This is a genomic window from Streptomyces sp. NPDC057428 (genome assembly GCF_042803195.1).
Lineage (GTDB): Bacteria > Actinomycetota > Actinomycetes > Streptomycetales > Streptomycetaceae > Streptomyces.
This window is the reverse complement of the sequence record NZ_JBHVCT010000061.1, coordinates 17,461-41,509: the sequence shown is the minus strand read 5'-3', so window position 1 is coordinate 41,509 and position 24,049 is coordinate 17,461. Positions and strand designations below refer to the sequence as shown.

Sequence of the window (24,049 nt, the reverse complement as noted above, 5' to 3'; positions counted from 1 at the left end):
CCGCGCCCCCGCCCCCCCCCCCCCCACCCGCGCTTTTCCGCATGCATCGCATATTCGATGTGTGGACCGGAGAAGCGCGGGCAGCCGATATGTTGAGCGGCACTCATCCTCATTCCGATGAGATACGCCGCGCCGGACGAACCGTCGAGGAAGGAGCCAATGATGAGCAACAACCTGTGGGGCTACCAGCCTTCTGCCGGGCACACCGCGGGCGCCGACCTGACCGGATACTCGGTCGAGGCGACGGACGGGAGCATCGGGAAGGTCGACAAGCACTCCGACGAGGTGGGTTCCGCCTATCTGGTCGTCGACACCGGTGTCTGGATCTTCGGCAAGGACGTCCTGCTTCCGGCAGGCACGGTCAAGGCGATCGACACGGAACACCGGACGGTGTTCGTCGACCTGACCAAGGACCAGATCAAGGACTCCCCCGAGTTCGACAAGCACAAGCACGCGGGCGATCCTGGCTATCACGCCCAGATCGGCGGCTACTACGACAGCTACCGGGTCATGTGATCCCCGCGCACCGCGATCAGAGGCGGGGCCGGCTCCTCATACGGAGCCGGCCCCGCTGTTCGCGTGTGCCGACGGCTCACCCAGCCCCGACTGGGCCCTGCCGCCCCGGATACCCGTCAGGGAGCACAGCACGGTGCACCTGTCCCCACCCGCGACCTCCTGGATCGCGAGGCAGGGCGTGGGACGGGGGACGACGGGTCCGACGGTCGAGGGCCTGTCCGGCATCCATGTCACAGCCCCGAGAGCGGTCCGCATGACAGATCGTCATCGCGGCAACTGACCCTCCCGGTTGACCTCCGTCACCCGGGCCCGCAGCACGAGCCCCGCCGGGGCCGGCCGGACGACGTCGGGTGGACAGTCCCACTCCGCGCCGCCGCCTGGCGGACGCAACTGCACATACGGCCCGACCCGCCCTATCACCCGGCCCACCCGGCCGTCACGGCCGTCCACCGCGAACGTTCCGGGCTCCGGCACACACGGCTCCAGACCTTCAACTGTCATGAGCAGCCGCCGTTTCCAGCTGCACACTCAGCCGCAGCGCCGTGTCGAGCGTGCACCGGCCGAGGTCGACGAGCGGAACCGGGTCCTCACCCGCGCACGACACCGGGTCGATGCGCAGCGACGGCAGTTTCACGCCGACCCCCGCGAGGCCTGCCTTCAGCCGCACCACCGCGTCCTCCGCGGCCCGCACCCTGCCCGCTGCTTCTTCGCGCCGTTCCGTAGCCGTCTTCATGATCCTCCCCATTTCCACGCTGAGTAGTGACTATGCCTACTCAGCGTGGCCAATTCACGGCTACCGTGGAAGAGGCGCAGATCCAACACCCGCACGTGTGCGACCGGGAGCCGCTATGCCAGGACCGAAGACCCTCGACCCTTCGTCCTCTCCTCGCGCCCTCCTGGGGGCCGAACTCCGCCACCGGAGAGAGGCCGCAGACCTGTCGCAGGACGACTTGGGGGCGCCCCTGTTCGTCAGCGGCTCCTTCATCGGCCAGCTGGAGGCCGGCACGCGGCGGATGCAGGCGGACCAGGCCCGGCGACTGGACGAGGTGCTGGGCGCGGACGGCTTCTTCGTACGGAACTGCGCCGCCCTGAAGCAGTCGAAGTACCCGGACCACTTCGCGGAGGCGGCGGAGGCGGAAACAGCGGCGATCACGATCCGCGAGTACGCGCCCCTGCTCATTCCTGGGCTCCTCCAGACGGAGGCGTACGCGCGAGCCGTTTTCCGAGGGGGGTTGCCTACCCATCCGAAAGAGGCGATCGACGAACTCGTGGCAACAAGACTGGCCAGGGCCGCACTGCTCGCCGATCCAACAACTCCCTTGTTGTGGGTGGTCCTCGATGAGGCCGTTCTGCGCCGGAGATCAGGTGGCAGCGCTGTCATGGCCGAGGCGCTGCAGCACGTGGCATCGCTGGCGCGTCGTCATCGAGTGATCGCGCAGGTGATGCCGTTCTCCGCAGGGGCCCACATGGCCCTCGAAGGCCAGTTGAAACTCATGTCCTTCAACGACGCACCCCCTCTCGCCTACCTACAAGGCCTGGGAACAGGCCAGTTGCAGGACGATCCGGCAACCGTCAGGCACTACGAACTGACCTACGATCTGGTGGCGGCCAGTGCGCTGTCACCGCAGGCATCCCTGGCCCTGTTGGAGTCCGTGGCAGAGGATTACGCCCATGAAGATGATCAGCTTTGACTACGACCTGTCCAAGACGACCTGGCAGAAGTCCTCGTACAGCGGAGCCAGCGGCGGGGATTGCCTCGAAATCAACACCGCCCACCCCGACGCGGTCCCCGTCCGCGACTCCAAGGTGGCCGACGGCCCGGCGCTCGTGTTCCGGGCCGCCGCCTGGTCCGCCTTCGTCGCGGACCTCAAGCGCGACTAGGACGGACGGCCTACGAACGCCGGTGGGTGCGCCGACTCAGGACAGGGAGGCGATGAGGCGTGCGGCTACCTCGGAGGCCGAGGGCATGGCGGCGATCTCGTCACGGATGCGCTGTGCCTCGGTGGTGAACGAGGGCTCGGCGAGCACCTGGACGAGAGCGGCTGCGATCGCCCCGGGCTCCTGCTCCCCGATGGGCAGTGCCAGTCCGGCCCCCGCGGCCTCGACACGCATCGCCTGGCGCTGTTGCCCCGCTGTCCCGGGGACGACGACGGCCGGGACGCCGTGGGCCGCCGTGCCGAACGTGGAGCCGGACCCGCCGTGGTGCACCACGGCGGAGACGCCTTCGAGCAACTCGACCGCCGGCATGAAGGAGACCAGCTCCACCCGTCCGGGAGTCAGTCCGAGACCGTCGGTCGGGGCACCTCCCGTCGTCGCGACCAGGTCGATGTCGAGGGTGCTCAGCGACTGGAGCACGGGGCCGAGCTCCGACGCTCCGCTGGTGGTGAAACTGACCAGTACCCGAGGCCGGCCCGTACCCGGGACGCGAGGCGTGAGCGGCGTGCCCTCAGGGGCGCTGTGCGCCTCCGGCCTCAGCGCGATGCGCTCCAGGACCTGCGGTGCACCGTCGCGCTGGAGGCTGGGCGGGCAGAGGTCCAGCAGCCAGTCGCCGGACTGTGCGTGGGCCGGTGCCTGCAGACCGCGTTCGAGATACTGCGAGCTCGCCGCCGATGCCAGGGCGGCCAGGAGTTCCGGCTCCAGCGCGGGGTCTACGGCGACCACGGCGGACGGGAGCTTGAGAACGGCGGCGACGAGCGGACCCACGAAGTCCAGGTGCTCGGAGACGATCAGGTCGGGCGCCCACTGCCTCGCCCCGGCCAGAGCCTCCTCCACGCCGAGATCGACACGCGCTCCGGCGAAGAACCCTCCGACCAGTTCGGGCGTGGGTGCCGCCAGCATGTTGATGCCGGTACGGCGGGTCACCTCGGCCAGGGTGACCTCGGTCGCGGGGCCGGCCGGGATCAGTTCGAACCCCTGTGCCTCGACGGCGGAGGCCATACCGGCGGCGGAGCAGAAGGCCACGGCATGTCCCTGCTTCTGCATTGCGCGTGCCAGCGGGAGCAGCGGCAGGAAATGCCCGGTCAGCGGGTTGTTGTAAAAAATGATGCGCATGGCAAGTATTTTAGACGTCGTGTGGAGCCACTGGCACTCCACCGCATCCCCGCATAGGTGACGACGGGCCCGGAGCTCAAGCCTTGGAGTCCGAGCGCTCTTTCAGCGGAATGGGTGGAGGGCCTGCCCCCACCCACCCTCCCTGCCTGGCGCGTTGACCTCGTGTGACCGGTTTGCGGCGGAGCGTCGTGACGCTCTAGTGCAGCGCGTCGCAGGTCCTTTGCCGGTAGCTCGTGGCTGCATTAGTCACGCTGCGTGAGTGCTCCGGCCCCTGCCGGAAGCGGTCCTCAAGTTGGGTGGGCGCCTCTGCCCAGGCCAGTGCGGTGCCTTTGGTGTCTGGCTGCTCGCCCATGGCCCGGCTGCTGCCCGCGCCGCGGCGGGGCTTGGCCGCCGCGGCGGCTGGGTTGTGTCACCATCGCCTGGTCGGGCTACTCGCGGATCGGTGTCAGCAAGCTGTGAGCGCGATGGCCCAGATCCGCATCCGGAACGGTCGTGCCGTCGGCGTAGGCCCGGGTGCGTCCGCCAACCGCGGCCGGCAGCCTGGAGCGCTCAGTGAGCCAGGCCGCCAGATCCGGGACGAGACGTAGGACGACCGGTGCGAAGTCGCTGGTGTAGAAGTCGCGGATGTGCGCGGCCAGCAGGGCGATCCGGTGCGGGGAACAGGCATGGGCGAGTTCGGGGAATTCGGTGCTGAACCAGCCATCGGCCAGCTCTCGGTAGAGGTCGTCCTCGGTGGGAGGTTCCTCGCCCTCCTCCTCGACCGGGAAATCGTCAGGGACCGCGTTGTGGCCGGGCCGGTGCTCGGCGCGCCAGGCCGCGAACTCGGCGATCCACGCGTCCTTGCCGATCGGCTGTGCCGGTGCGGGGGTGCCGGCGGTCGCGGTGCTCCCGTCCAGGAGGTCCGAGTGGCGGAGCTCTTGGGCCAGCCGACGGCAGCGGTGGAATTCCGCGTACTGCCGTTCCGACTCGCCCCCGGGGTGGAAGAAGTCTGCCAGGCCCGGGAGCAGCCGAGCAGCGAGGCGGGGGTCCGAGACGGGTTCGAGACGGCACCCGGAGGTGGCGTCCGGTCCGACCGCGGCCAGCCAGAATGCCAATGCCTGGTCTGCATCCGGGAAGTATCCGGCGCCGACCGTCAGCGCGTCGCTGCCGCAGGCGTCGATGTCCCACAGGTACCACCGGTCCGGGCTATCCGCGGCGGCGAACGGCGCGGTGATGGCGAAGCGGGTGCCGTAGGCGTCCCGGCACCACAGGGCCGTGCCGGTCGGTGCGCTGGCGATCGGGTCCTCCGGAAGCGAGACGGTACGTTCCCGCAGGTCCGTGACGGTCTGGACGGCGACTTGGGCTGCTGGGTGCGGGGTGATCCTGGCGAGGGCCAGCAGCAACCGCCACGTGCCGTTGCGGGATTGAGGCTCGTCGGCGGCCGTGACGGCCTGGAAGGCTGCTCGCGCGGTGGCATCGGTCACGGCGTCGAGCAGCTGGTCGGTGCTGTAGGTGTCGAGGATCTCGGCGGCCCCTGCTTCCTGCCGCGCGTCGCTGGCCGCGTCCTGCCCGGCAAGCGTCCGGCCCAAGCGGCGGCACAGCTCGTCCTCGGCCCAGGACACCGAGCCGTCCGCGGCGACCAGACTCGCGACGATCGGTTCGGCGTCGCGGGCCGCGAGATCCATCCGCTGCCGGTCGAGCCGGCGACGGTACTCCCCGAAGTTGGCCGACTCCCCCCACAGGCTTCGCCCCGACTGCCCCCATGGCGCTGCTTCCTGTCCGGACCTGCGAGTGGCGGGATGTCCCGACCGCCCCGCCCTGGCGGCGGACTGCGACGACGACTTCTTCTTCTTGCGAGGCTTGGAAACTGGCATCCGACAATTCTACGAACGCGCTGCGGAGCACCACCGCCAGAATCCCGATTTGCCCGGATAGGCGATGAATGTGCACCACTGCCGGCAGGCCACGGCCATTTCAAGCCTTATGTGAGTGTGAGAGTCCGAGGAGGTCGAACGGGCGGTGCAGGAGGTCGGTGGTCGGGGCGCCGTCGTGTAAGGGGTGCCGGTACCCGGCGAGTGTTATGCGGCTTGCGTGAAGGTGTCGGGGGCGGGTTGGGGGCGGCGTGCGAGGTAGCGGGCGTGCTCGGCTTCGGCGTCGTAGCGCCAGCGGTAGGGGCGGGCGGTGCGGTTGTAGCGGATGGTGTAGGTGGCGATCTGGGCTTCGAGGTCGTCGCGGGAGGCGAAGTCGCCGCGTCGCAGTACGCGGCGGGTCAGCGCACTGAACCACTGCTCGACCATGTTCAGCCAGGAGGCGTGCTTGGGCGTGTGGGTGACGGCGAAGCGGGGGTGAGCGGCCAGCCAGCCCCGGGTGGCCTTGGACTGTGCGAGGAGCCGTTGTCCATGACCAGGTGGATCCGCAGGGCAGGGTCGGTGCACTGGTCCAGTTGCCGCAGGAACGCGGTGAACGTCGCCCGCCGCTACCCGACCCCGCGCGCCAGCCCCGGACGCGAGGAGCGCCGCGAGTTCGAATACCGCCGCCACGGCACGGTCTCCATCGCCCGGTCACGGGCCCCGGTGCCTGCGTGCCGCCCAGCCCCTCGGCCCTGTGATCAGTGCTCCACGCAGCGGCCTGGCCCGTCCCGGCGCCCGCCACGTCGAGAAGTCAGCGAGGACGCCGGGTGCATTCCATCGATCGCGGGGAGGGCGTCCGGCCGCGGCCGGACCTGGACCAGTTGATGGCTCCGCCGCCCGGGGTAGCCGGGATGCCTTCACCGACGTTACGACACGGTGGCCGGCCCGGTCGTGGGCCTGGTGCTCCGGACTGGAGGCGCTGGGGTTTGCGTTGGGAGGATGCTGGTGAACGGTCCTGGTCATGCCGGAGATCTACGGCATGGCCAGGACGGTCTCCTCGACCGCTGTACGGGCTACGCTGACGTCATGTCACCGTCGGACTGGAGACGCCTCACCGAAGCGCACGGAGTGCGTCGCCGACTAGCCATCGTGGGCGGTCACGTCATCAGGCGTCCTTTCCTGCTCCTCGCCCTTGCAGGCCTGGCCTTCCTTGTCACCAGGTTCGGCAAGGACTTCCCCGTGCTCTACGGGATGGCCCCTCTGGGAGCCGTTCTGATCTTCGGGAGCATGGGGCGCTACCGTCCGGCCAGTCCTGCTGCAGAGAGCGGCGAGGACCCCCTGCCGCAGGACGCCGAGGCGAACTGACCGACAGTCGACGCTGCGGTTGAGAGGGCCCTGCGGTACCGACTCCCACCGGCTCGCCGGCACCCGCGCACGAACGCAAAAGCCCACCAAAGCTGGCTGACTTGCCGAGCGTAAGGGCCGTGTCACCGTTGACTTCCGGCAGGCTTCGGCCTTTACGCTCTGCCGGTCATGGCCCTTCTGGATCTCGCCTGTTCCTGCCAGCCTGAGCGTCCGGGGAACGTGGTGGAGTGGCAGAGGGAGCAGGGTGGGGGACGTCGCGGTGCAGGTGAACAGCGACTTCGACGGCCGGTTGAAATGGCGGTCTCGCTATCTGATCCGTAGCGCCCGGCGCCGAGGCCAGACCGGTCTTCTGTTACAGGTGGATCTGCGTGACCCGCCCCGCAGCATGTCACTCAATTGGTGCCTGGTGTCGGTCACCGAGAGTCGGCAACAGCTCTGCAGCGTCGATCGGACCAGCATCAGAAAGGTTCGTTTCATCCCCTTGACCCCAGGCCCTCATCCGCTGCACCTCGAGGTCACGCGGCATTGCGAGCGTCGCTCCACGCAGGTCCAGCGGAACGTTGCACTCGGGCAGGGAGACGTTCTCCTGGTGACGTGTGACCCGGTGCAGCCGAACGTCTTCTACCGGTGCAGTCCCGCGGTGGACACCTGGAGTGCGCAGGTCCTTCAAGCGGATCCGAACGCCTGATGAGCTGAGGCTCGTCAGGGGCCCGCCCTTGTAACGAGGGGCGGCAAAGCGTGTCCCGAGCTCGCCGTACTCTCGAGGCACGAACCATTCCTGCGCGGGCGGGGCGACACGACGACCGCCGTTCATGTGTCGAACCGCGCAGGCCTCAGCGCCGGGGGCAATGACGGGCTGCGGGGACCGCGGCCCGGGCAGCTCTCTCCCCCGGCCGCGCGCGGGGACCCGGCACGCCCCGCCCCCGCCGATGGGCGTACCTCACGCGCCCACGGTCCCGTCGACGCCCTCGCGCAGGAAGTCCGCGTGGCCGTTGTGGCGGCCGTATTCGAGCAGCACGTGCACCATCACCATGCGCAGGGACACCTCCTGCTCCCAGCGCGGCTGGAGCCCCGTCAGGTCCAGGGAGGCGGCCTGCCGCTCGATGCGGCGGGAGTTCTCGACCTCTGCCTCCCAGGCGCCGAAGGCCTCGGCCCGGTTCGAGGTGCTCGCGTCGTACGCGGCCTGGAAGTCGATCCGGTCCGACCACACCATCGGAGCGTCGTTGTCGTCGAACACGCGGCGGAACCAGGCCCGTTGCACTTCGGCCATGTGCCGCACCAGTCCCAGCAGCGAGAGCGTCGAGGGAGGCATCGACCGCTGCCGCAACTGCTCGTCGTCCAGCCCTTCGCACTTTATGGCGAGGGTGGCGCGGTGGTAGTCGAGAAAGGCCCGCAGCGTCTCGCGCTCCCCGCCCACGGCGGGCGGCCCTTTACGCACGTCGGTGGTCACCGGTCGCACTCCTTCACGAGGGGACAGAAGTGCCCAGTATCCGGCTCCGGGACGGGGCGGCAGGCGGCACGTACGACGCCGGCCCCCGGGACGAATCCCGGGGGCCGGCGTCGTACGGATACTGCGGGTACCGCTGGAGCTGCTGATCCGAGGATCAGAAGTCCATGTCACCGCCCGGCATGCCGCCCGGAGCGGCCGCAGAGGCCTTCTCCGGCTTGTCGGCGATGACGGCCTCGGTGGTGAGGAAGAGCGCGGCGATGGACGCGGCGTTCTGCAGGGCGGAGCGCGTGACCTTCGCCGGGTCGATGATGCCCTCGGCGATCATGTCGACGTACTCGCCGGTCGCGGCGTTCAGGCCGTGACCGATCGGCAGGTTGCGCACCTTCTCGACGACGACTCCACCCTCGAGACCACCGTTGACGGCGATCTGCTTGAGCGGGGCCTCCAGCGCGAGCTTCACGGCGTTGGCGCCCGTGGCCTCGTCGCCCGTGAGGTCGAGCTTCTCGAAGACGGCCGAGGCCTGGAGCAGAGCCACGCCACCACCGGCGACGATGCCCTCCTCGACGGCGGCCTTGGCGTTGCGCACCGCGTCCTCGATGCGGTGCTTGCGCTCCTTGAGCTCCACCTCGGTGGCGGCGCCGGCCTTGATGACGGCCACGCCGCCGGCCAGCTTCGCGAGGCGCTCCTGGAGCTTCTCGCGGTCGTAGTCCGAGTCGGAGTTCTCGATCTCGGCACGGATCTGCTTGACACGACCCTGAACCTGGTCGCTGTCACCGCCACCGTCGACGATCGTGGTCTCGTCCTTGGTGATGACGACCTTGCGGGCGCTGCCGAGCAGGTCCAGGCCGGCGTTCTCCAGCTTGAGACCGACCTCCTCGGAGATGACGGTGCCACCGGTGAGGATGGCGATGTCGCCGAGCATGGCCTTGCGGCGGTCACCGAAGCCCGGAGCCTTGACGGCGACGGACTTGAAGGTGCCACGGATCTTGTTGACGACCAGGGTCGACAGGGCCTCGCCCTCGACGTCCTCCGCGATGATCAGCAGGGGCTTGCCCGACTGCATGACCTTCTCGAGCAGCGGAAGGAGGTCCTTCACGTTGCTGATCTTGGAGTTGACGATCAGGATGTACGGGTCGTCGAACGACGACTCCATGCGCTCCATGTCGGTGGCGAAGTACGCCGAGATGTAGCCCTTGTCGAAGCGCATACCCTCGGTGAGCTCGAGCTCCAGACCGAAGGTCTGGGACTCCTCGACGGTGATGACGCCTTCCTTGCCGACCTTGTCCATAGCCTCGGCGATCTTGGCGCCGATCTCGGTGTCAGCAGCGGAGATGGAGGCCGTCGAAGCGATCTGCTCCTTGGTCTCCACGTCCTTCGCCTGCTCCAGAAGTGCGGCGGAGACGGCCTCGACGGCCTTCTCGATGCCACGCTTCAGAGCCATCGGGTTGGCACCCGCGGCGACGTTGCGCAGGCCCTCGCGGACGAGCGCCTGGGCGAGAACGGTGGCGGTGGTCGTACCGTCGCCGGCGACGTCGTCCGTCTTCTTGGCGACCTCCTTGACCAGCTCCGCACCGATCTTCTCGTACGGGTCCTCGAGCTCGATCTCCTTGGCGATGGAAACACCATCGTTGGTGATCGTGGGCGCGCCCCACTTCTTCTCGAGGACGACGTTACGGCCCTTGGGGCCGAGGGTGACCTTGACGGCGTCGGCGAGCTGGTTCATCCCGCGCTCGAGACCGCGCCGTGCCTCCTCGTCGAACGCGATGATCTTGGCCATGTGAAGTGGTCCTCCCGGACTGATGGGGTCTCCCCTGCTCGAACGCAGTTGAGAGCTTGGGGAAGGATTGCTCCGGACCGGGAGGCGCCCGCGACGGACGGCCAGCCTGCTCAGTGGTTCCTTGCCCCGCTGAGCCTGCGGGCCTCACCGGCCCGGTCCAAGTTTCTGTCACTCTCACCTGGAGAGTGCTAACGCCAATGATTAGCACTCGACCCCCTCGAGTGCAAGCGCCTGAGGCCGAGGCTCGCTGGGGAGCGGGCCCCGCCCGGGGCGCACGCGGACGCACGCAGGGCCCGTCCCCCTGCGGAGGAACGGGCCCTGCGTGCGTGAGTAGTGTCGTTGGCCGACCGCGCCGAGCTCAGCCGACGGCGAGCTTGACCATGTCCGCCTGCGGCCCCTTCTGGCCCTGCGAGATCTCGAATTCAACTCGCTGACCCTCTTCGAGGGTGCGGTACCCGTCCATCTGGATCGCGCTGTAGTGGACGAAAACATCCGCACCACCGTCGACCGCGATGAAGCCGTACCCCTTCTCCGCGTTGAACCACTTGACGGTGCCCTGAGCCATGCCTAACTCCCCTATTACTGGCCCTTGCACGAGACCGCACTTCGCGGGCCCGGGTCAGAACTCACCCTCCGACAGGAGAGGGTGGCGTGCGCCGGAACGCGTCGACCGCGGCCGAATGTATCTGCCCAACTGCCCTCTGCAACAGGGCAATCGGACGGGAATTCTGGGCAGGCGCGAACGCCCGGATGGGGAGAATCGGCAAGATTCCAGGGCAAGTCGGGCCTGACAAAGGCGACTTATGCCTCAGGAGGTTCACGTACTTTGGCTGCTTCTTGTCACGGCCGGGCGCATTCTCATATGCGGGCGGCACGGGCAGCGGCGGGGACTTCCCCAACTCTACCGCGCTCAACCATGCAGAATGGCCCCCTCCGCTTCTGATGCGGAGGGGGCCTTCGTGTTCACACAGCGCGGGCGCCCGGCCGGGGTGTCTCCCCGGCCCGCGCGCCGCGACGGGGATCAGCCTCCGGCGACGGCCGGGATGATCGATACGCCTGCGCCGTCCGGCGTCGCCGCGTCCAGACCGCCCTCGAAGCGCACGTCGTCGTCGTTGACGTACACGTTGACGAAGCGGCGCAGCTTGCCCTGGTCGTCCAGGACGCGGGCGCCGATGCCCGGATGGTTCTGCTCCAGCGACGCGATGACCTCGGAGAGGATCGCCCCCTCGGCCGGGACCTCGGCCTGACCACCCGTGTAGGTGCGCAGGATGGTGGGGATACGGACCTTGACGCTCATGTCGGTGCCTTCCTCGGGTCTCGGGTGGTCAGTTGGCGGCGGCGAGGCCAGCGTCGCGGAACGCGTCCAGGCTGGGCCGGATCGTCGCCGACAGTCCGGTCGTGGGGGCGACCGCGTCCAGCGTCTTCAGTCCGTCCCCGGTGTTCAGGACGACGGTGGTCAGGGCCGGGTCCAGCAGGCCTGCCTCGATCAGCTTCTTCGTGACGCCGACGGTCACACCGCCGGCGGTCTCCGCGAAGATGCCCTCGGTGCGGGCCAGCAGCTTGATCGCGTCCACGATCTGCTCGTCGTCGACGTCCTCCACCGCACCGCCGGTGCGGCGGGCGATGTCCAGCACGTACGGGCCGTCGGCAGGGTTCCCGATCGCCAGGGACTTCGCGATGGTCTTCGGCTTCTGCGGCCGCACGACGTCGTGGCCGGCCTTGAAGGCGGTGGAGACCGGGGAACAGCCCTCGGCCTGAGCGCCGAAGATCTTGTACGGCTTGTCCTCGACGAGGCCGAGCTTGATCAGCTCCCGCAGCCCCTTGTCGATCTTCGTGAGCTGCGAACCGGAGGCGATGGGGATCACGAGCTGGTCGGGCAGCCGCCAGCCCAGCTGCTCGCAGATCTCGTACGCCAGCGTCTTGGAGCCCTCGCCGTAGTACGGCCGCAGGTTGACGTTGACGAATCCCCAGCCCTCGCCGAGCGGGTCGCCGATGAGCTCCGAGCAGAAGCGGTTGACGTCGTCGTAGTTGCCCTCGATGCCGACCAGCTCGCCGCCGTACACCGCGGCCATGACGACCTTGCCCTGCTCCAGGTCGTGCGGGATGAACACGCACGAGCGGAAGCCGGCGCGGGCCGCGGCGGCACCGACCGCACCGGCGAGGTTGCCGGTGGAGGAGCAGGAGAGCGTGGTGAACCCGAAGGCGCGGGCGGCCTCGACGGCGATGGCGACGACACGGTCCTTGAAGGAGTGCGTCGGGTTGCCGGAGTCGTCCTTGACGTACAGGCCGCCGGTCACGCCCAGCTCGCGGGCGAGGTTGTCGGCCTTGACCAGCTTCGTGAAACCGGGGTTGATGTTGGGCTTGTCCGCGACATCGGCGGGGACGGGGAGCAGCGGCGCATAGCGCCAGATGTTGTCCGGTCCCTCGGCGATGCGCTTCTTCAGCTCTTCGGGGGAGCCGCTCGGGAGGTCGTACGCCACTTCGAGCGGCCCGAAACAGGACGCGCAGGCGAAAAGGGGGCCGAGTTCGAAACGCTCGCCGCATTCGCGGCAGGAAAGCGCTGCGGCGGGACCGAGATCCACGGCGGAAGAATTGGCGTTTGCTGCGACTGTCTGCGCGGCCATGATGGCGGAGGCCCTTTCTCCTCATCTTCCTTGCGACGTATTTCGCCACAAGACGGAATTGGCACCTTCCCCACCGTGACCTCGCGGTCGGCAGGAGGGTTGCCGGGACTTCAACGGGCCGTTCCCTCAGTCCCTCTGGATGAGCGCGATGGCACCGGACCGTCGATCCGGGCGTTTTTTCGCGGAGCCACCCCGACATGAGGGGGCCATCCGCGTTGTTCAAGACTGTAACCGAAGCACCGGGCGACCGGATGAGTCGTCCGAACCGCGAGATGGATCACACACAGGGAGAATCGACCGTGCTGGAAGAGGTGGAACGCTGGCTGACCAGGCGTTCCTGGTCGGCCGACGACCGCCCGCTCGACCACCTCACCGCCGCGCGGGCGAGGGATCCGCGCGCCGCGCGCGTGAGCGTCGTCCTGCCCGCGCTGAACGAGGAGGCGACGGTCGGCGCGATCGTCGCGGAGATCCGGCGCGAGCTGATGGAGAAGGTCCGGCTCGTCGACGAGCTGGTGGTGATCGACTCCGGTTCCACCGACGCCACGGCCGAGGTCGCGCGGCGGGCGGGCGCCCGGGTCGTGCACCGGGACTCCGTCGTCCCCCGGATCCCCGCCCTGCCCGGCAAAGGTGAGGTCCTGTGGCGGTCGCTGCTGGTGACGAGCGGCGAGATCGTCTGCTTCGTCGACGCCGACCTCAAGGACTTCTCCGCGGACTTCGTGTCCGGGACAGTCGGCCCCCTGCTGACCGACCCTTCGGTGCAGTTCGTCAAGGCGATGTACGACCGGCCGCTGGGCGAGGCAGCGGGCCAGGGCGGGCGCGTGACCGAGCTGGTGGCCCGCCCGCTGCTCAATCTCCACTGGCCCCGGCTTGCCGGGTTCGTCCAGCCGCTGGGCGGCGAGTACGCGGTGCGCCGCTCCCTGCTGGAGCGGCTGCCCTTCCCGGTCGGCTACGGAGTGGAGCTGGGCCTGCTGGTCGACGCCCTGCACACCGTGGGCCTGGACGCCCTGGCCCAGGTCGACGTCGGCGTACGCAGACACCGCCACCAGGACGGCCAGGCGCTCGGGCGGATGGCGGCGGCGATCTACCGGACGGCGCAGCTGAGGCTCTCCCGGGGCCCGCTCGTACGGCCCGAGATCACCCAGTTCGAGCGGGGGCCGGGCGGGTTCGTCCCGCGTACCCACGCGGTGGACACGGAGGAACGGCCGCCGATGCGGGAGATCGCGGAGTACGCGGCCCGGAACGCCGCGTAGCGGTTTCGCGCCACGACGGCTCCGCTCCGGATCTCCGGCCGTTCCTCACGTTTGGCGGCTTCCCTCACGGGCTAGGTTCGGGTACATGGTCTCCGAGCACGCTGCCCAGGTCCTCGTCGCGTCCAACCGCGGCCCGGTGTCGTACGCCCGGCGGGAGGACGGCACGCTCGAATCGAAGCGGGGTGGCGGCGGGCTCGTCTCCGGCCTCAGCGCCGTCGACGACAAGCTGTGGGTGTGCGCCGCTCTCGGCGACGGCGACCGCGAGGCGGTCCGGCAGGGCGTGTCCGAGCCCGGCGTGCGGATGCTCGACATCGACGCCGGGGTCCACGAGGACGCGTACAACGGCATCGCGAACTCGGTGCTCTGGTTCGTGCACCACATGCTCTACCAGACGCCGGTGGAGCCCGTCTTCGACGCGGAGTTCCGGCGTCAGTGGGCCTCCTACGAGAGCTACAACCGGGCCTTCGCACAGGCACTCGCCGAGGAGGCGGGCGAGGACGCGGCGGTCCTCGTGCAGGACTACCACCTCTCGCTGGTCCCCGGGATACTGCGCGAGCTCCGCCCCGACCTGCGGATCGGGCACTTCACGCACACCCCGTGGGCGCCCGTCGACTACTTCCGGCTGCTGCCCGACGACATCGGGGAGCAGCTTCTCAAGGGCATCCTGGGCGCCGACCGCGCGGCCTTCCTGACGCGCCGCTGGGCGGACACCTTCATCGGCTGCTGCACGGAGATCCTCGGCGGCACCGGCCGCACCAGGATCGGGGTGCACGGGCTCGGGGCCGACGCGGACTTCCTGCGCCGCCGCTCCCGCGAGGCGGACGTGGACGAGCGCATGGAGACGCTGCGGGAGCAGGTGGGCGCCGGCCGGCGCACGATCGTGCGGGTGGACCGCACCGAGCTCTCCAAGAACATCGTCCGCGGGCTGCACGCCTACCGGGCGCTGCTTGAGGAGCGCCCCGAGTGGCGCGAGCGCGTGGTGCACATCGCCTTCGCCTACCCCTCACGGCAGGACCTCGCGGTGTACCGGGACTACACGGCCGAGGTGCAGCGGGTCACCGACACGATCAACGCGGACTTCGGCACGGAGGGCTGGACCCCGGTCCTGCTCCACGTCGACGACGACTTCGCCCGCTCGCTCGCGGCGTACCGGCTGGCCGACGTCGCCCTCGTCAACCCGATCCGCGACGGCATGAACCTGGTGGCCAAGGAGGTCCCCGTCGTCTCGGACGACGGCTGCGCGCTGGTCCTCTCCCGGGAGGCGGGTGCGTACGAGGAACTGGGCGAGGACGCGCTCGTGGTCAACCCGTACGACGTGTCTGCCACGGCGCGGGCACTTCACGAGGCGCTGACCATGGAGTCCGGCGAGCGGGCGGCGCGCTCGAAGCGTCTCGCCGCCGCGGCGACCGCGCTGCCGCCGCAGCAGTGGTTCCTGGACCAGCTGGAGGCGCTGCGGGCCTGACCGCCGGAGGACCGGGCCATCGGGCCCGGTCCTCGTCACGCCTCAGCCCCGGGCGAGCTGGCCGGCCAGTGACCGCAGCAGGCCGGCCACCGCTGCCGGGCCGGGCAGCACCAGGTCGGCGCGTTCGGCGAGTTCGGGCACCTCCGAGCCGCTGCACACCAGCAGGCCCTGGGTGCCCCGGGCCCTCAGCTTCTCCACGGCGGCGTAGGCGGCGAGGTCACCGAGGTCGTCGCCCGCGTAGAGGACGGTCTCCGCTTTCGTCTCCCGCACGAACTCCTCCAGCGCCACGCCCTTGTCCATGCCGGCGGGGCGCAGTTCCAGGACGAGGCGGCCGGGTTCGACGATCAGGCCGTGGCGGGCCGCGAGAGCGCTCAGCGGCGCCCGCAGCGCCTCGAAGGAGGCCTGCGGGTCGGCGGCGCGGCGGGTGTGCACGGCGACCGCGCGGCCCTTCTCCTCGATCCAGGTGCCGTCGCCGGCCCCTGCCTCCTCGATCACCCGGGGCAGCTCCGCGCGCACGGCTTCGACGCCGGGGTCCGGGGCGGGTGCGTGGACGTCGCCGCTGACGGCGTCCCAGCGTTCGGCGCCGTAGTGGCCGAGCACGACGAGGTGGTCGAGGCCGGGCGCCCCTGCGAAGCCGCCGAAGCGCACCGCTGTGCCGGCCGGACGCCCGGTGATCACCGCGACGGCGGCGACGCGCGGCGCCAGCGCCGACAGGGCCGGGACGACGTCGGGGTGGGCGCGGGACCGCTCGGGGTCCGGGACGATGTCGGCGAGCGTGCCGTCGAAGTCGAGCGCGACCACCGCGCGGCCGGGCCGGGCCAGGAGCGCGGCGAGGCCGTCACGGCCGGCCTGGGTGGACGGGGTCGGGAGGGGGTGGTCCTGATTGCCCATGCGGCCGAGCGTAGCGGGCGGGCCGCCGGGCCGCGCGGTCCCCCTCGGGGCCGCCCCGCACGGCCGGTGTCCTGTGACGACACCGGCCGGAACGGCACTCAGCGGCGGCCCCGCCTCGCGTCGCGGACCCGCCTGAGCCGGTTGACCGTCACCGGGTCCTCCGCGAGCGCGCGACGGTCGTCCAGGAGCGCGTTGAGCAGTTGGTAGTAGCGGACCGGAGACATGTCGAGCTCTTCGCGGATCGCCCGTTCCTTCGCCCCGGGGCCGGACCAGGAGCGCCGCTCCATGGCCAGCACCGCGTACGCCTGGTCGGAGAGCGGGTCGGCGGTCATGTCGGTCAACCTACTCCGCGGTCTCCGCCTGCCGGGCCTGGGTCGCGATGTCCACGAGCACGGTCTCCGGGTTGGCGCCGGGTTCGACCGCGGTGCCGATCTTCTTCTTGATCGTCTCGCTGGCCTTCGCCCAGGACGTCTTGCCGAAGGGGGGCAGCTGCGAGTTCGGCAGCGCTTCCAGGAACGCGTGGAGCGCCTTGTGCTTGTCGTCGGCCTCCATCACCTCGGAGGCCGTGCCGGTGACGGGCAGCAGGTCGTACTGGTCCGCGAAGGACAGCACGTTCTCGTCCTCGTAGGTGAAGTCGAGGAACTTGCCTATCGCCACCCGGTTGCCGCGCTCCTTGAAGCCCATCATCCAGTCGGCCACGCCCATCGAGCCCTCGGTGGGCCCGTCGGCCCCCGGGAGCGGGACCATCCCGACGTCGACGCCCTTCTTCTTGGCCTCCTGCATGAGCGTGGGGTGGCCGTTGAGCATGCCCACATCGCCCTTGGTGAAGGCTTCGAAGGCCTGCGCCCTGTCGAGCTTGCCGGGCGACACGGGACCGGTGAGGCCCTTGTCGACGAGGTTGTCCTTCAGCCACTTGAAGGTGGCTATGTTCGCCGGCGAGTCGATGTCGTAGTTGCCGACCTCGTCGGTGTAGCCGCCGCCACCGCTGAGGAGCCACATCAGGGTTTCGGCCTGGGACTCCTCCTCGCCGAGCGGCAGCGCGAAGGGGTAGCTCACCCCGCGCTGCTTGAGGGCCGTGGCGTCGCTGCGGATGTCGTCCCACGTCTGCGGGGCCGTGATGCCCGCCTGGGTGAACATCCTCTTGTTGTAGAAGAGCAGCCGGGTGCTGGCCACGAACGGAAGGCCGTAGAGCTTGTCGTCGACCTTGCCCGCGTCGGTGAGCGAGGGGAGGAAGTTGGCCCCCGTACGGATCGTGATCATCTCGTCGGCGGTGTAGAGCTTGCCCGCCTCGGCGTAGTCGGCGTACGCCCCGATCTGCGCGATGTCGGGGGCGTCGCCGGCCTTGACCATCTCGGCGACCTTGCGGTCGACGTCCTTCCAGGAGTAGACGGCCACGTCGACCTTGATCCCGGGGTTCTTCTGCTCGAACTTCGCTGCGATGTCGTCCCAGTAGTGCTGGGAGCTGTTCTCCGCGTCGGTGCCGTAGTCGGCCGCGACCAGCTTCAGAGTGACGTCACCGCCACCCGTGTCCGACCCGCATCCCGACAACGTTGCCGTCATTCCGAGTGCGGCAACCGCCGCGGTCAGACCCACAAAGCGCCGCTGCACAGCCTGTCCATCCCTACATTGGTTGCCGGGTCCACCGCACGAGCGGTGACCCGCGATCCTGCCTCAGGTCCGGTGTGGAGGTCTACACCACCCGGAGTGTCGATGCGGCAATCTAGCAGGGCCGCTTTGTATGGGTGATCAACAAACCACGATAGTGGACTAGACCTTTTAGGGTCGGCGGGCGAAACTGTCTCCCGTGAGACACGTCATCGCCCTCGATGTGGGCGGCACAGGAATGAAGGCCGCCCTGGTCGGGGCCGACGGCACCCTGCTCCACGAGGCCCGCCGGGCCACCGGCAGGGAGCGTGGCGCCGAGGCCGTCGTGGAGACGATCCTCGGCTTCGCCGCGGACCTGTACGCCCACGGGCGGGAGCGGTTCGGCGAAGGCGCTGTCGCCGCCGGCGTCGCGGTGCCCGGCATCGTCGACGCGGAACGCGGCATCGCCGTGTACGCCGCCAACCTGGGCTGGCGCGACGTGCCCCTGCGGAAGCTGCTCGGCGAGCGGCTCGGCGGCATACCGGTCGCACTCGGCCACGACGTCAGGACCGGCGGCCTCGCGGAAGGCCGGATCGGCGCCGGCCGGGGCGCGGACCGCTTCCTCTTCGTGGCGCTGGGCACCGGGATCGCCGGCGCCATCGGCATCGCGGGCACCATCGAGGCGGGCGCCCACGGCTACGCCGGCGAGATCGGCCACGTCGTCGTGCGGCCGGACGGCCCGGACTGCGGCTGCGGGCAGCGCGGCTGTCTGGAGACCCTCGCCTCCGCATCGGCGGTGTCCAGGGCCTGGGCGGCCGCTTCCGGCGACCCTGACGCCGACGCCGCGGACTGCGCGAAGGTGGTGGCCTCGGGCGACCCCGCGGCCGTGCGCGTGTGGCAGGACGCGGTCGACGCGCTCGCCGCCGGGCTGGTCACGGCGCTCACTCTGCTGGACCCCCGCACGCTCATCATCGGTGGCGGTCTTGCCGAGGCAGGGGAAACGTTGTTCACACCACTGCGTGCAGCCGTCGAGGAACGGGTCACGTTCCAGAAGCTGCCCCACATCGTCCCGGCGACCCTCGGGGACACCGCCGGATGCCTGGGCGCAGGGCTGCTCGCCTGGGATCTACTCTCCACGGAGGTATCCGCCTGATGGCCGGACGCGCAGACAGCACAGTTCTCGCAGGTGCCCGGGTGGTGCTTCCCACCGGGACCGTCGAGAACGGCCGGGTGATCATCGAGGGCACCCGGATCGCCGGCGGCACGCCGGAGGGCGCCTGGACCGTCGACCTCTCAGGCCACTGGGTGGTCCCCGGATTCGTGGACATCCACAACCACGGCGGCGGCGGCGCGTCCTTCGCGACCGGCTCCGCCGAGGACGTCCTGGCCGTGGCGCGGGCGCACCGCGCGCACGGCACGACGACCGTCGTCGCCTCCACCGTCACCGGTGAGATGGACTTCCTGGCCCGGCAGGCAGGCATGCTGTCCGAACTGGTCGAGCAGGGCGAGCTCGCCGGAATCCACTTCGAGGGCCCCTTCATCTCGCCGTGCCGCAAGGGTGCCCACAGCGAGGGACTGCTCCGCGACCCCGACCCGGCAGAGGTCCGCAAGCTGCTCGACGCGGCCCGCGGGAGCGCGAAGATGGTCACCCTGGCCACCGAACTCCCGGGCGGAATCGAGTCCGTACGGCTGCTCGCCGAGCACGGCGTGATCGCGGCCGTCGGCCACACCGACGCGTCCTACGAGCAGACCGCCGAGGCGATCGACGCCGGCGCCACCGTCGCCACGCACCTCTACAACGCGATGCCCGCCATCGGGCACCGCACACCTGGCCCCGTCTCGGCCCTCCTGGAGGACGAGCGGGTCACCGTCGAACTGATCAACGACGGCACGCACCTGCACCCCGCCGCCTTCGAACTCGCCTACCACCACGCGGGCGCCGACCGCGTCGCGCTGATCACGGACGCCATGGACGCGGCCGGCGCCGGCGACGGCCACTACGAACTCGGCCCGCTCGCCGTCGAGGTCAGGGACGGGGTCGCCCGCCTCGTGGAGGGCGGCTCCATCGCGGGCTCCACCCTCACCCTGGACACCGCGTTCCGCAGAGCTGTCACGATCGACAGGATCCCCGTCGAGGACGTCGTCCAGTCCATCTCCGCCACCCCGGCGAGGCTGCTCGGCATGTACGACCGGGTCGGCTCGCTGGACCCGGGCAAGGTCGCCGACCTGGTGGTCCTGGACGCCGGCTTCACGCTCAGGGGCGTCATGCGCCGCGGCGAGTGGATCGTCGACCCCCGCACGGGATGACGGCCCGTCACCGGCCGGCGGCAGGTTGAACACGTAACGAAGAGACGGCGGTTGTCCCGGAGGCCTGGGACGGCTGCCGCCTCTTTGGCATGATCACCGGGACAGCGCCGCGGGGAGAGGGCGCGCGGGAACGGACGACCAGGGAACCGGAGGCCGGTGCGGGTGATACTGACCGTCACGCTGAACACGGCACTGGACCTGACGTACGCCGTCCCCGCCCTCGTCCCGCACACCACCCACCGCGTGGGCGAAGTGACCGAGCGGCCGGGCGGCAAGGGCGTCAACGTGGCCCGGGTGCTCTCCGCGCTCGGTCACGACACCGTGGTCACCGGCTTCGCCGGCGGGTCCAACGGGGCCGTCCTGCGGGAACTCCTCGGCGCCCTGCCGAACCGCCCCACCGACGCGCTCGTGGCCGTCGCCGGGAACACCCGCCGCACCCTCGCCGTCGTCGACGGCTCCACCGGTGACACCACACAGCTCAACGAGCCGGGGCCGCACATAGGGTCCGACGAGTGGGCCGCCTTCCTGGGGACCTACCGGGAACTGCTCGCCGGCGCCCGGGCCGTCGCCCTCTGCGGCAGCCTCCCGCCCGGCATCCACGTCGGCGCGTACGCGGAGCTGATCCGGCTCGCCCGTACCGCCGGTGTACCCGTGCTGCTGGACACGGACGGGGAGCCCCTGCGGCGTGGCATCGCCGCCCGCCCCGACCTCGTCAAGCCCAACGCCGGAGAACTCGCCCGGCTCACCGGAGCCCGCGAACCCCTGCGCGCCACCCGCGACGCCCGCCGCCGCGGCGCGCGCGGCGTCGTCGCCTCGCTCGGTCCCGACGGCCTCCTCGCCATGACCCCGGACGGAGTCTGGCGCGCGGCACCGCCGTCCCCGGTGCGGGGCAACCCCACGGGTGCGGGCGACTCCGCCGTGGCCGGACTGCTGTCCGCCCTCGTGGAAGGGCTGGGCTGGACGGAACGGCTGACCCGCGCTGTGGCCCTCTCGACCGCGACCGTCATGGCACCGGCGGCCGGTGAGTTCGACCGCGCCGCCTACGAGGACCTGCTGACCCGCGTCGCCGTCGAACAGCACGCACCGGCGGCCTGACACCGGGCGCGGACCCGGGAAAACACCACGTCCCGGTCATCGCCGTGCGACGACCGGGACGGTGGCTCGGATCAGTGGTGACTAACCCTTGACGTGGCCCGACTTCAGCGACAGCTGGTCGAGGTTGGCGTCGCACGAGTCACCCTCGTTGCACGACAGCATCAGGGTGTTCGACCCCTTCTTGAGCTGGACGTACGCGAACGTCGTCGTCCAGCCCTTCTCCAGGTCGCCCTCCGCCGCGTGCGCGAAGTTCGTCATGTTGATGGACCGCGGGTCCTCGTCGTTGACCGTCAGGGAGGTCTTCGCATCCCTGCCTGGCACGCCGTACGTCACGAACAGCGTGTACGCGCCCTTGTCGGGCACGTCCACGGTCCAGGTCGCCGACCGGCCGACCTCGTTGAGGTTGATGTATTGGCCGTTGGCACCCTTGGCGCCCTTGACGGTGTTGTCCAGCGAGGCAGTACCGCCCAGCGTCAGCGTCGCCGCGTCCTGCTTGGGCAGCTCGACGGGCTCCTTGGACGGCTTGTGGGACTTCTCCGGCTTCGGGGACTCCGACACCTCGCCGGCCGCACCCGTCGACGCACCCGCCTGGTCCTTCTTCTTGTCGCTGTCGTCGCCCGTCATCAGCGCCGCGCCGATGCCGATGAGCACGACCGCGACCACGGCGACGGCCGCGATCAGCAGCGCCTTCGTGTTGGGGCCGCCACGGCCGGGGCCGCCGTTCCTGCCGCCGCCGTGCGGCACCGACCCGTGCTGCGCGGTGACCGGACCGCCCGGGTAGGTCTCGGGCGCCGCGTACTGCGCGCTGGGCTGGCCGTACTGCTGGTTCGGCTGGCCGTACTGCTGGTTCTGGCCGTACTGCTGCTGCGGCGGGACCTGCCCGTACTGGCGCTCGCCGACCGCTCGCACCTGGTTGTACGACGTTCTCGGCCTGCCTGGCTGTGCTGCGGGGCCGGGGTATCCGTAACCACTCTGCCCGGGCGGCTGTGCGCCTGCCGCCCGCCCGTCCTCGTACAGATAGCCGAACGGATCGTCGTCCTCGGGCTTGCTCGCGCCGTTGTTTCCGGCCGTCATCCCTGGGTCACTCCTCACCATGTCGCCAGCCGTCGCCGACCGGCCGAGCCTACCCCGAACGGAGCACACGTCGAATTGGCGTCGGCCGCACAGGAAACCGGGCGTGGTACGGGAACCGCCGGGGCGTGAACGTCAGCCGGCTCTGCGGTGAACCTTGGAACGGGACCGCTTCTCCACGTACATCCGCTGGTCGGCGGAGTGCAGGACCTCTTCCCCGGTCATGCCGCACTCGGCCCAGCCGATACCGAAACTCGCCCCGACCCTGACGGCCCGGCCGTCCACCCGGATGGGCGGAATGATGGCGTTACGCAAGCGTACGGCCAGGTCCGCGGCATCTGCGGCCCCGAGACCGTCCGCGAGGACGACGAATTCGTCACCCCCGAGCCGCGCGACCGTGTCACCGTCCCGTACGCAGGTCGTGAGCCGCCGGGCGACCTCGATGAGAACCGCGTCACCCGCGTGGTGCCCGAAGCGGTCGTTGATGGACTTGAAACCGTCGAGGTCGCAGAAGAGCACCGCGAGCCCCTTGGTCCCGTCGTCGCGGTCCGGGTCGGGCGCCACGGTGTGCACGTGGTGGTCGTACGGGCCGACGCCCGCCACCGTCTCGGGCTCGTACCCGTGCACCGGGGAACCGTCGCCGTACGCCGCGTCGAGGGCCTCGACCGCACTGGAGGTGACCGAGGAGTGAGGCCTCTCACACAGTCGCGCGCCGAGCCGCGAGCGCAGCTCCGCACTGTTGGGCAGCCCGGTGAGCGCGTCGTGCGATGCGCGGTGCGCGAGGTGCATTTCGTTGCGCTTGCGTTCCTCGATGTCCTCGACGTGGGTCAGCAGGAAGCGGGGGCCGTCGGTGGTGTCCGCGACGACCGAGTTGCGCAGCGACACCCAGAGATACGTGCCGTCCCTGCGGCCCAGACGCAGTTCGGCCCGGCCTCCCTCGGCGGACGTGCGGAGCAGGGTGCCGACGTCTTCGGGGTGGACGAGGTCGGCGAAGGAGTAACGGCGCAGGACGGACGCCGGGCGGCCCAGGAGGCGGCAGAGCGCGTCGTTGGTGCGCAGCAGCCTGCCGTGCTGGTCACCGCCCATCTCGGCGATGGCCATGCCGCTGGGGGCGTACTCGAAGGCCTGGCGGAAGGATTCCTCACTGGCCCGCAGCGCCTGCTGTTCGCGTTCGAGCCTGACCAACGCGCGCTGCATGTTCGCTCTGAGGCGGGCGTTGCTGATCGCAATGGCCGCCTGGGAGGCGTACATCTGGAGGGCTTCACGCCCCCAGGCGCCCGGACGGCGGCCGTTACGCGGCCGGTCGACGGATATGACCCCCAGGAGGTCCAGACCTCCGCCGGATGCGTACATCGGCGCGTAGAGGCGGTCGAGGGGGTGCCACTCGTCCTCGAAGCGGGGCTCGGGCCCTTCGGTGTGCCACTGCGGCACGTCGTCATCGAGGAGCACCCAGCCCTCGGTGTGGGGTATGAACCGGAGGCCGTCCCAGGCCTCGCCCATCGACAGCCTGCGCTCCCATGACTCGCGGGAGCCGACCCGGCCGGTGATCAGGGCCTCCGCGGCGGTGTTGCCGGCGAACGCGGCGACCACGAGATCGCCGTCGGGGCGGACGAGGTTCACGCAGCCCAGTTCGTAGCCGAGCCCGGCCACGATGCCGTCGGCCACGCTCTGCAGCGTGTCCGCGAGGCTCCGCGCCGTATTGAGATCAGCGACGGCCTGGTGCAGCTGCCGCATGGTCGCAAGACGGACGTACGGCTCCGACTCGGCCTCCATTGCT

The 24,049-nt window shown here is 70.2% G+C and carries 24 protein-coding genes and 1 riboswitch; of the genes, 9 read left to right on the top strand and 15 right to left on the bottom strand.

What is annotated here, in order from left to right:
* Positions 1–162 precede the first annotated feature (162 nt).
* Complete coding sequence (locus tag ACFU5K_RS22280; RefSeq protein ID WP_384064419.1) at positions 163–516, top strand: PRC-barrel domain-containing protein; 354 nt, start codon at positions 163–165, stop codon at positions 514–516.
* 264 nt (positions 517–780) lie between these two features.
* Here ACFU5K_RS22280 and ACFU5K_RS22275 read toward each other — a convergent pair whose 3' ends face one another.
* Together ACFU5K_RS22275 and ACFU5K_RS22270 are read right to left on the bottom strand one after the other, a co-directional pair.
* Entirely contained in the window at positions 781–1,017 is a 237-nt protein-coding gene (locus ACFU5K_RS22275) for a hypothetical protein (RefSeq protein ID WP_384064416.1), read from the bottom strand.
* Positions 1,007–1,249 carry a hypothetical protein gene (locus tag ACFU5K_RS22270; protein ID WP_384064413.1) on the bottom strand — a complete coding sequence of 81 codons (243 nt, stop codon included), beginning with the start codon at positions 1,247–1,249 and terminating at the stop codon, positions 1,007–1,009. Before ACFU5K_RS22270 ends, ACFU5K_RS22275 begins: the two co-directional genes overlap by 11 nt.
* Positions 1,250–1,364: 115 nt before the next feature.
* Here ACFU5K_RS22270 and ACFU5K_RS22265 point away from each other — a divergent pair, with 115 nt between their 5' ends.
* Both ACFU5K_RS22265 and ACFU5K_RS22260 read left to right on the top strand, forming a co-directional pair.
* Positions 1,365–2,207 carry a Scr1 family TA system antitoxin-like transcriptional regulator gene (locus ACFU5K_RS22265; RefSeq protein ID WP_384064410.1) on the top strand — a complete coding sequence of 281 codons (843 nt, stop codon included), beginning with the start codon at positions 1,365–1,367 and terminating at the stop codon, positions 2,205–2,207.
* Positions 2,188–2,397 carry a DUF397 domain-containing protein gene (locus ACFU5K_RS22260; RefSeq protein WP_384064407.1) on the top strand — a complete coding sequence of 70 codons (210 nt, stop codon included), beginning with the start codon at positions 2,188–2,190 and terminating at the stop codon, positions 2,395–2,397. Before ACFU5K_RS22265 ends, ACFU5K_RS22260 begins: the two co-directional genes overlap by 20 nt.
* Before the next feature lie 36 nt (positions 2,398–2,433).
* Here the strand turns inward: ACFU5K_RS22260 and ACFU5K_RS22255 are convergent, their stop codons facing one another.
* From ACFU5K_RS22255 to ACFU5K_RS22245, 3 genes are all read right to left on the bottom strand, one after another.
* On the bottom strand, positions 2,434–3,567 hold the full coding sequence (locus tag ACFU5K_RS22255) for a glycosyltransferase (protein ID WP_384064406.1): 1,134 nt from the start codon (positions 3,565–3,567) through the stop codon (positions 2,434–2,436).
* A gap of 428 nt (positions 3,568–3,995) precedes the next feature.
* Positions 3,996–5,420 (bottom strand): hypothetical protein, encoded by a 1,425-nt coding sequence (locus ACFU5K_RS22250; RefSeq protein WP_384064404.1) that lies wholly within the window; start codon positions 5,418–5,420, stop codon positions 3,996–3,998.
* A 204-nt stretch (positions 5,421–5,624) separates the two neighbouring features.
* The gene (locus tag ACFU5K_RS22245) at positions 5,625–5,981 is read right to left on the bottom strand and encodes a transposase (protein WP_384064401.1); all 357 of its coding nucleotides are present in this window, start codon (positions 5,979–5,981) and stop codon (positions 5,625–5,627) included.
* A gap of 501 nt (positions 5,982–6,482) precedes the next feature.
* Here ACFU5K_RS22245 and ACFU5K_RS22240 point away from each other — a divergent pair.
* Positions 6,483–6,761 (top strand): hypothetical protein, encoded by a 279-nt coding sequence (locus tag ACFU5K_RS22240; RefSeq protein ID WP_384064399.1) that lies wholly within the window; start codon positions 6,483–6,485, stop codon positions 6,759–6,761.
* Positions 6,762–7,701: 940 nt separating this feature from the next.
* Here the strand turns inward: ACFU5K_RS22240 and ACFU5K_RS22235 are convergent.
* The 5 genes from ACFU5K_RS22235 to thrC all read right to left on the bottom strand — a co-directional run bounded on the left by ACFU5K_RS22235 (position 7,702) and on the right by thrC (position 12,612).
* Complete coding sequence (locus tag ACFU5K_RS22235) at positions 7,702–8,211, bottom strand: DinB family protein (protein ID WP_384064396.1); 510 nt, start codon at positions 8,209–8,211, stop codon at positions 7,702–7,704.
* 154 nt (positions 8,212–8,365) lie between these two features.
* Positions 8,366–9,988, bottom strand: a complete 1,623-nt coding sequence (gene groL, locus ACFU5K_RS22230; RefSeq protein ID WP_384064393.1) for a chaperonin GroEL — start codon at positions 9,986–9,988, stop codon at positions 8,366–8,368.
* Positions 9,989–10,346: 358 nt separating this feature from the next.
* Positions 10,347–10,553, bottom strand: coding sequence for a cold-shock protein (locus tag ACFU5K_RS22225; RefSeq protein ID WP_003967346.1), 207 nt, complete (start codon positions 10,551–10,553; stop codon positions 10,347–10,349).
* A 456-nt stretch (positions 10,554–11,009) separates the two neighbouring features.
* Positions 11,010–11,285: a MoaD/ThiS family protein gene (locus ACFU5K_RS22220; protein ID WP_384064391.1), complete on the bottom strand. Its 276-nt coding sequence runs from the start codon at positions 11,283–11,285 to the stop codon at positions 11,010–11,012.
* A gap of 28 nt (positions 11,286–11,313) precedes the next feature.
* A complete protein-coding gene (gene thrC / locus ACFU5K_RS22215) occupies positions 11,314–12,612 on the bottom strand; it encodes a threonine synthase (protein WP_384064388.1) in 1,299 nt (432 codons plus the stop codon).
* An 18-nt stretch (positions 12,613–12,630) separates the two neighbouring features.
* Positions 12,631–12,758, bottom strand: a riboswitch (SAM riboswitch).
* A gap of 153 nt (positions 12,759–12,911) precedes the next feature.
* Here thrC and ACFU5K_RS22210 point away from each other — a divergent pair.
* The gene (locus ACFU5K_RS22210) at positions 12,912–13,862 is read left to right on the top strand and encodes a glucosyl-3-phosphoglycerate synthase (protein ID WP_384064426.1); all 951 of its coding nucleotides are present in this window, start codon (positions 12,912–12,914) and stop codon (positions 13,860–13,862) included.
* 85 nt (positions 13,863–13,947) lie between these two features.
* A complete protein-coding gene (locus ACFU5K_RS22205; protein ID WP_384064383.1) occupies positions 13,948–15,324 on the top strand; it encodes a trehalose-6-phosphate synthase in 1,377 nt (458 codons plus the stop codon).
* Between the two features lie 42 nt (positions 15,325–15,366).
* On the opposite strand, the gene otsB is transcribed toward ACFU5K_RS22205, so the two are convergent.
* The 3 genes from otsB to ACFU5K_RS22190 all read right to left on the bottom strand — a co-directional run bounded on the left by otsB (position 15,367) and on the right by ACFU5K_RS22190 (position 17,775).
* Positions 15,367–16,215: a trehalose-phosphatase gene (otsB, locus tag ACFU5K_RS22200; protein ID WP_384064380.1), complete on the bottom strand. Its 849-nt coding sequence runs from the start codon at positions 16,213–16,215 to the stop codon at positions 15,367–15,369.
* 98 nt (positions 16,216–16,313) lie between these two features.
* Positions 16,314–16,547 carry a DUF3263 domain-containing protein gene (locus tag ACFU5K_RS22195; protein WP_384064378.1) on the bottom strand — a complete coding sequence of 78 codons (234 nt, stop codon included), beginning with the start codon at positions 16,545–16,547 and terminating at the stop codon, positions 16,314–16,316.
* A gap of 10 nt (positions 16,548–16,557) precedes the next feature.
* Positions 16,558–17,775, bottom strand: coding sequence for an ABC transporter substrate-binding protein (locus ACFU5K_RS22190; RefSeq protein ID WP_384064375.1), 1,218 nt, complete (start codon positions 17,773–17,775; stop codon positions 16,558–16,560).
* Positions 17,776–18,058: 283 nt separating this feature from the next.
* On the opposite strand from ACFU5K_RS22190, the gene ACFU5K_RS22185 reads away from it, so the two are divergent.
* The 3 genes from ACFU5K_RS22185 (at position 18,059) to ACFU5K_RS22175 (ending at position 21,201) form a co-directional block, all read left to right on the top strand.
* Positions 18,059–18,952 (top strand): ROK family protein, encoded by an 894-nt coding sequence (locus ACFU5K_RS22185; protein WP_384064424.1) that lies wholly within the window; start codon positions 18,059–18,061, stop codon positions 18,950–18,952.
* On the top strand, positions 18,952–20,106 hold the full coding sequence (gene nagA, locus ACFU5K_RS22180; protein ID WP_384064372.1) for an N-acetylglucosamine-6-phosphate deacetylase: 1,155 nt from the start codon (positions 18,952–18,954) through the stop codon (positions 20,104–20,106). Before ACFU5K_RS22185 ends, nagA begins: the two co-directional genes overlap by 1 nt.
* A 162-nt stretch (positions 20,107–20,268) precedes the next feature.
* On the top strand, positions 20,269–21,201 hold the full coding sequence (locus ACFU5K_RS22175; protein WP_384064422.1) for a 1-phosphofructokinase family hexose kinase: 933 nt from the start codon (positions 20,269–20,271) through the stop codon (positions 21,199–21,201).
* Between the two features lie 81 nt (positions 21,202–21,282).
* Here ACFU5K_RS22175 and ACFU5K_RS22170 read toward each other — a convergent pair whose 3' ends face one another.
* A complete protein-coding gene (locus tag ACFU5K_RS22170; RefSeq protein WP_384064370.1) occupies positions 21,283–22,275 on the bottom strand; it encodes a carbohydrate-binding protein in 993 nt (330 codons plus the stop codon).
* A gap of 132 nt (positions 22,276–22,407) precedes the next feature.
* A complete protein-coding gene (gene cdgB, locus ACFU5K_RS22165) occupies positions 22,408–24,045 on the bottom strand; it encodes a diguanylate cyclase CdgB (RefSeq protein WP_384064367.1) in 1,638 nt (545 codons plus the stop codon).
* Positions 24,046–24,049 lie beyond the last annotated feature (4 nt).